Origin of the sequence: Agrobacterium sp. RC10-4-1, from assembly GCF_014138475.1 — a bacterium.
Lineage (GTDB): Bacteria > Pseudomonadota > Alphaproteobacteria > Rhizobiales > Rhizobiaceae > Agrobacterium > Agrobacterium pusense.
Map to the genome: position 1 here is coordinate 248,418 of NZ_JACJIT010000009.1, position 5,793 is coordinate 254,210.

Annotated in this window: 7 protein-coding genes; 2 read left to right on the top strand and 5 right to left on the bottom strand. The window is 53.9% G+C overall.

The features are described 5' to 3' along the window. Positions 1–661 precede the first annotated feature (661 nt). The 5 genes from FHW77_RS23330 to FHW77_RS23350 all read right to left on the bottom strand — a co-directional run bounded on the left by FHW77_RS23330 (position 662) and on the right by FHW77_RS23350 (position 3,542). The gene (locus FHW77_RS23330; protein WP_286086120.1) at positions 662–826 is read right to left on the bottom strand and encodes an XRE family transcriptional regulator; all 165 of its coding nucleotides are present in this window, start codon (positions 824–826) and stop codon (positions 662–664) included. Next, positions 816–1,544: a hypothetical protein gene (locus FHW77_RS26795; RefSeq protein WP_244467003.1), complete on the bottom strand. Its 729-nt coding sequence runs from the start codon at positions 1,542–1,544 to the stop codon at positions 816–818. Before FHW77_RS26795 ends, FHW77_RS23330 begins: the two co-directional genes overlap by 11 nt. 142 nt (positions 1,545–1,686) lie before the next feature. Then, on the bottom strand, positions 1,687–2,184 hold the full coding sequence (locus FHW77_RS23340; RefSeq protein ID WP_044458818.1) for an RES family NAD+ phosphorylase: 498 nt from the start codon (positions 2,182–2,184) through the stop codon (positions 1,687–1,689). A 6-nt stretch (positions 2,185–2,190) separates the two neighbouring features. Continuing rightward, positions 2,191–2,541: an MbcA/ParS/Xre antitoxin family protein gene (locus FHW77_RS23345; protein ID WP_044458987.1), complete on the bottom strand. Its 351-nt coding sequence runs from the start codon at positions 2,539–2,541 to the stop codon at positions 2,191–2,193. Between the two features lie 632 nt (positions 2,542–3,173). Continuing rightward, positions 3,174–3,542 carry an HVO_A0114 family putative DNA-binding protein gene (locus tag FHW77_RS23350; protein WP_044458817.1) on the bottom strand — a complete coding sequence of 123 codons (369 nt, stop codon included), beginning with the start codon at positions 3,540–3,542 and terminating at the stop codon, positions 3,174–3,176. Between the two features lie 255 nt (positions 3,543–3,797). Between FHW77_RS23350 and FHW77_RS23355 the strand changes: the two genes are divergently transcribed. Beyond that, positions 3,798–4,481, top strand: coding sequence for a type IV toxin-antitoxin system AbiEi family antitoxin domain-containing protein (locus tag FHW77_RS23355; RefSeq protein ID WP_044458816.1), 684 nt, complete (start codon positions 3,798–3,800; stop codon positions 4,479–4,481). A gap of 101 nt (positions 4,482–4,582) precedes the next feature. Beyond that, positions 4,583–5,320 carry a nucleotidyl transferase AbiEii/AbiGii toxin family protein gene (locus tag FHW77_RS23360; RefSeq protein ID WP_280136149.1) on the top strand — a complete coding sequence of 246 codons (738 nt, stop codon included), beginning with the start codon at positions 4,583–4,585 and terminating at the stop codon, positions 5,318–5,320. Positions 5,321–5,793: the final 473 nt, after the last annotated feature.

Genomic DNA, 5,793 nt, shown 5'->3' on the forward strand with positions numbered 1-5,793 from the left:
CTCGTGTTCTCCTGTTCTCTTGTTCTCGTGTTCTCGTGTTCTCCTGTTCTCTTGTTCTCCTGTTCTCCTGATCGTCAGTTCGCCAGTTCACCTGTTCACCTGTTCACCTATCCTCCTATCCTCCTATCCTCCTATCCTCCTATCCTCCTATCCTCCTATCCTCCTATCCTCCCACCCTTGTATTTTTGCGCGTTCACATGTCGAGCAATGCTTTGGTAGCAGCGGTTATCGGGCGGAAAGAGAGACCGTTCCACACGCTGCGGATGTGCGCATGATGGCTCATCTTCATCTGTTGAAAGGAGTCAGGACGGTCCTCCCATCGATGTCGGGTTGGGACATAAGTTTGGCGTTCGGACCGGGCGGTATACCAATTGCCTATCCTGCCGTATTTAACGACGAACGCCATTCTGGTCGAACTGCGTGCGCATCGATGGTGCGTTACGTCGCTACACGTCTGCAATCCTGGACGGGTCAATACATTCCAAAGTTGAACTGCAGATGCGGGTAGTGTTCGGGGTGTCGGATTTTGTTCCGCCGTTTGATCTGCGTGAAATGCTCGTCATAGCGCGCGGGTTGTGATCTTATCTCAGTTCGATAAACCAGTCGCGGCAGACTGACTTGGGAAGAGGCGGAACTTCAACCTTTCACTATTTGCTGAGCCTTACCCCGGTCCACCATACGGTATAGGATCGTCGTTGACGAAAATGATCCCTCGCTCTTCGTAGTCGCGTTTGATCGCTTCGATGGTGACGGGTTGTGGGCCTCGAGCGCCCGCTTCGTCTTGCCCTGCACGGCTGACGGTATTCGGTGTGACTTTAGCCAGCATAGCGACCTCCCGTACCCCTGGTTTCAAAACCGCTGTCGCCGCCCGAGCGTGAAAAGCGTTCATGCATCCACCGTATTCCGCCGGCGGATGTCCGGCGCCGATGCAGATGGCCCGACGGAATGACAAGGACAGTCACCGACAAAGGGCAGGCGACCATTCCGGCCGCCGCACGGGAACTTCGCAGGATTGTGCGGGAGGGGTCTGCCGGTTTTGTTCGCGGTCCGGCGCGACGGTTGAGGCTGGTCAGAGCGTGCAGCAAACGGCAGCGTTCTGGCAGACTGCGCGGCCATAATGATGACGGCCTTGATACCGGGATCATGGGGATGACGCGTCGCTGACGAAGCTGGTCCGGCAGGTTTGACGAGGCTGATTCGGTTTTGCTGTCGAGGATGATATGCAGGTCGCGGATCATGGCGGCTGCCTGCAGCAGGGCGTTCCGGATTTCTTCATCGCTGCGCCATCCGCGTCCGATGGAGAGGGCAACGGTGTGGAGGTCAAGGAGACTGTCACGGCCGGCGCCGGACGGCATACCGTTTGTTTCGCGCATGTTGCGAATTGTTGTGACCGCGCATTCGAGCATATGCTGCTTCTGGCAGCCATCGAGGTGATCGAGCCTGTTGGCGTCGCGGATGAGCTCGGCAATGGAACTGTCGATTATTCCTCTTTCTTTCTTAACTTTCGTGGATTTTCCGGAAGTATAATACAAGGCGTGCATCATGCTGGCCTGTCTTTCCGGATCGTCGGTGGCCGGGAGCGGAAATCCGGGGTTGCGTGCCGTTTGTGCAGATTGGGATTATCGGTGCGGAGGTTGACGGAAAGCAACGTTCCATCAGTCTGCTACGCTCGGTTTCCAGGCGTGTTCAGCGCGACAAGCGCTGCTCATCATCGATCAGGATCAACTGATGCGGGAGAATGTCCCCCCATGTCCAGAGGACGACGTTGATATCGGCATCGGTCGCGCCTGGAGCAAAGCTTCTGACGATCAAACCGCAAAAGCCCTCGTTTTTCAGAGTCCGGGCAAGACGCTGTGTGGGCGCTTCACTGAAGACGTTCATGTCGTCTCTCCAGGTCGCGGTACCGAGCGTTTGAGCTTCAATGCCATGATCATGAAGCAGGGCGCCATCGCGAGTATCAAACAGCGGTGTGATGTCCGCATCGTAGGAGACAAGAGTTGTGGGCTGTAAGCTGCCCGCCTGATTTGCTTCCTTCAATGCCGTGATGACTGTCACTGACGTGTAGAGGGCAGGCATACCTTTTGGATTGAATCTGCCGCCATAAAGCTCGGCTCCTCGTCCGGACAGCGGCTCACGAGCATAAACCGGATTAAGGGCTCGGTAGAGCTTGCCCTGGTACTTCATCAAGGGTCAGGCATGTACGCCAGCGTCGATCGCGTCGATGTATTCGAGTACTTCGTGAGCGCGCCCGTCTCGAACTAGCTGCATTGCTGTGTGGCCAGAAAAGCCTGAGAGAGGCTGTGAACGATACCACGCATATGCCATGAGCGCAGACCCGAAACGGGCCTCAACCTTGTTGATGACTTCGATCATTTCGCGCAGCCGCCGTTGGGTTTTGTCCGACTTGATGCGTTCTTTGCGCTGTACCGCATCTTTGCCCAACCCGGCACTGCGCGCGATATCGTCGCTTGTTGTATGAAGAACGTCGGCGATTTTTCCCGGCGCGAACAGCCCTTTGTCAGCGTATTGTGCGAGAGCCATGTTCGCCTCCTCAAATTTACCAAAGATACTGACGCAATATAGCGTCAAAATTACAGGCATTCAAGGTGTCCCTTATAGCTGCAAGTCGCTATATCTTCATGCTGGATGCCGTCGCCATGAACGTTCGTGCAGCGGTTGCCTCCAAGTAGGGCACCGGGACGTAAACCGTGTTCCTCAGCCGCAGTAGGAAGCCCCCGCCATGCGGTCGGAAGTGGTGCTCCCACTGTCGCTGAAAGCAAGGAAACTATCGGGAAATCAACCGATTAGCCAAAGTTTATCCATTGCATTTGCCGGCACTTCCAATCCATCGACAGGCTGCATTTCAAGATATGCTATGTGGCCAGCCAGTGTTTCTCCAGATTGTTTGAGGAGATTGATGGAAGCCGAGCCGAGTAGCAGGAACTGGCCGGTGCGCCGTCAGGCGGCGATTGCGATCGATCATGCCCCTGCTCGACGGCTTCGCCGCGACGCGTTGGGCACTTGCGGACATTTCGTAAGACGTGACTAAGCGATCGCCTTGGAATAATCCTACGGCATGGGCGAAAGCTCGCCTCCTACGGAAACCCTCGCCGTCGACATCTTGAGGGCCTCGATCATATAGACCCGGCGATGGTTTGCGTTGCGGTCCCTGATCAGGCTGCCGCTCTGAGGTCGAAATTCGCGTGGATGACTTCGTAGGGTACGTGAACCTTTCCGTCTTCGGTTTGTTCGAATATACCCCAGTCCGACAATGCGGACACGTCCTCGTGGACACGCTTAACGTCACGTTCGACGGATCGGGCAAGTCCGCGTATGCTCGATGGACCGATCTTCTGAAGATGTTCAATCAATTCCCACCTTTTGGGGGTGATGACAGAAAAAAGCTGTGCGGGCGACGCAAAGGTGAAGACTGCCACTGGCTCTGAGGGATTGCCTGAACGCATGGCGTTCGTTGCCCTTTCAAAAACCTCATTGAGGGCAGCTTCGCTGTCTGCTCTGATTTGAATCAAGGCTTCTCTCATGGCTTCTTCCTCCTTTTGATTATCTCCTTCCGAAAGTCGGACAGGAGGGCATCGGTCGTTGTGAACATGTAAGGATGCTCGTCGCCGTCGAGATGCAACGATCGCCTTTGCCGCGTTCGTTGTCGAAACCGACGATACGCCTGCCGTCCTCGCCATAAAAACTCGATACTCGAACAGGTGCGTCCCGCCGCGAACGGGTTCCGGCACCTGTATAAAAATTCTTGAAACTTTCATAAATTGGAAGTATCAAGAATTATGTCGTCGTTGGTTGACCAGATTTCTGCAGCCGGATTGGCTGATCGTTTTCTGAATGACCGGCAACTCGCCGAGTTGCTGGGCGGCAGTGACGCGCGCCGTTATGGCCTTGTCAACCGCGCTTTGAAAGACGGGTCCCTCATCCGCCTGAAGCGTGGTTGTTATGTGCTGGCGCGACGCTATCGACGTGACCCGGTTCATCCGTTTGCCGTCGCCCAAAACCTCGTGCCGGGCAGCTATATCTCTTTCGAAACAGCACTGTCGTTTCATGGATGGATTCCGGAGGCGGTGTTTGTTACGGCCAGTGTTTCACCTGGACGCAAAAGCCAGGATTTTTCGACGCCCGGGTTCGGGACCTTCAGCTATCATCCTCTGGCGGTCAACGATTATCGGTTCATGACGAGTGTTGACCGTGTCCCGCTCAACGGCTCGATTGCGTTCGTTGCTAGGCCTCTTCGGGCGCTTATGGATCTGGTAGCGCTTCGCAAGGTGGAGTGGAGCGGGCTTGAATGGCTGACGATTGGTATGAGGATCGAGGAAGATGCCCTTTTCGGATTGCGACGTACGGATTTTACGGCATTGAAGCCGGTGTACAAGCACAAGGCTGCGAATGTCTTTCTCCGGGCGCTGGAAGGTGCTCTGATGCCTTCCCGGCGTCTGCATGATGTCGAGGTCAGGGCATGATTGAGATTATCCGGGACAAGCTTCGGCGATACGCGGCGGAAAGTGCAATAGAGGAAGAGAATGCCGTCAAGGAAATACTGCAGGAGGTCGTACTCTAAGCCTTGTGGCGGGGCGATTTTTTCGATGTGGCTCTTTTTCAGGGTGGTACAAGCCTTCGCATTCTTCATGGCCTGCCGCGTTTTTCCGAGGACCTCGATTTTCTTCTGCGGGCTCCCGACACGGGTTTCAACTGGTCTCCTTATCTCAAGGTTCTGACGGATGTTGTCAGCCAGTTCGGGCTGGAATTGGAGGCACATCCCAAGGTGCGGATGGATACAGCGATCCGGCAGGCTGTTATCAAGGATGATTCCATCGCGAGCCAGTTGGATCTGTCATTTGCGGGAAGAGGTCGACCCAAGACAATTCGTATCAAACTTGAGATTGACATTAATCCGCCTGCGGGATCGGGTGAGGCAACTACCTACCTTGATTTTCCGGCTGATTGTGAGGTCCGCCATCAGGATTTGCCTTCCAATTTTGCGCTCAAGATACACGCTCTTCTATGCCGTGGTTTTCTCAAGGGGCGTGATTGGTTCGACTTCTCCTGGTATGTGTCCCGCAGCGTCTCGCCGAATCTGGACCTTTTGCGCAGTGCGCTGATGCAGGCTGGTCCGTGGGCGGGAGATGAGACTGTCCATGTAGATGGTGCCTGGCTGAAAGCGGCTCTTTCAGAAACGATTAAACGTATCGACTGGAAAGAGGCTGCCGGGGATGTTCGACGGTTTCTTCGTCCAGCCGAGCTTAAATCCACGGCTCTTTGGAGTGATCGTTTTTTTCTTGCCAAGCTGGAAAAGCTTTGAAGCTTCCCGATACTCTTGTGTTCGTAGAAAGCAGACGAATTGTTTCGTCGGTTACGTTTTGCGAATTATATATTTTTGTATTTTTTGTTTTGACGGATTTATCAGCAACCGTGCTGATGAGGGTGTCACTCAGAAACGCGCCTGCAGCGCGCGGTGGGCCGATGGGAATATTTTTGCTATAAAATCCGCAGTAATACATATATTTTTATATTTATACTTTTTTGACGGAATGTTGTTTCACGCGGTGAGGGGGCGAAGAGGATTCCGGCCGGGCACAAAATGAGGGTGATGAAAACATATATATTAATATGGATAATCGAGCAAACATATAATTTATTCGCTTGTTTACCTGGATGATTGCTTTGCCTGGACGGATGATTTATGCGGGTTTTGTGCGGAAACCGGGAATCTGAGTGAGGATTGATTGAAAGGGTGGGTTTGTTTTGACGCGGCAGTCGATCGTAATAACAATA

What these genes read in the sequence shown, in the direction of transcription:
- FHW77_RS23340 (WP_044458818.1), bottom strand. Translation starts at nt 2,184, where the DNA reads ATGAAGTACCAGGGCAAGCTCTACCGAGCCCTTAATCCGGTTTATGCT.
- FHW77_RS23355 (WP_044458816.1), top strand. Translation starts at nt 3,798, where the DNA reads ATGTCGTCGTTGGTTGACCAGATTTCTGCAGCCGGATTGGCTGATCGT.
- FHW77_RS26795 (WP_244467003.1), bottom strand. Translation starts at nt 1,544, where the DNA reads ATGATGCACGCCTTGTATTATACTTCCGGAAAATCCACGAAAGTTAAG.
- FHW77_RS23345 (WP_044458987.1), bottom strand. Translation starts at nt 2,541, where the DNA reads ATGGCTCTCGCACAATACGCTGACAAAGGGCTGTTCGCGCCGGGAAAA.
- FHW77_RS23350 (WP_044458817.1), bottom strand. Translation starts at nt 3,542, where the DNA reads ATGAGAGAAGCCTTGATTCAAATCAGAGCAGACAGCGAAGCTGCCCTC.
- FHW77_RS23330 (WP_286086120.1), bottom strand. Translation starts at nt 826, where the DNA reads ATGCTGGCTAAAGTCACACCGAATACCGTCAGCCGTGCAGGGCAAGAC.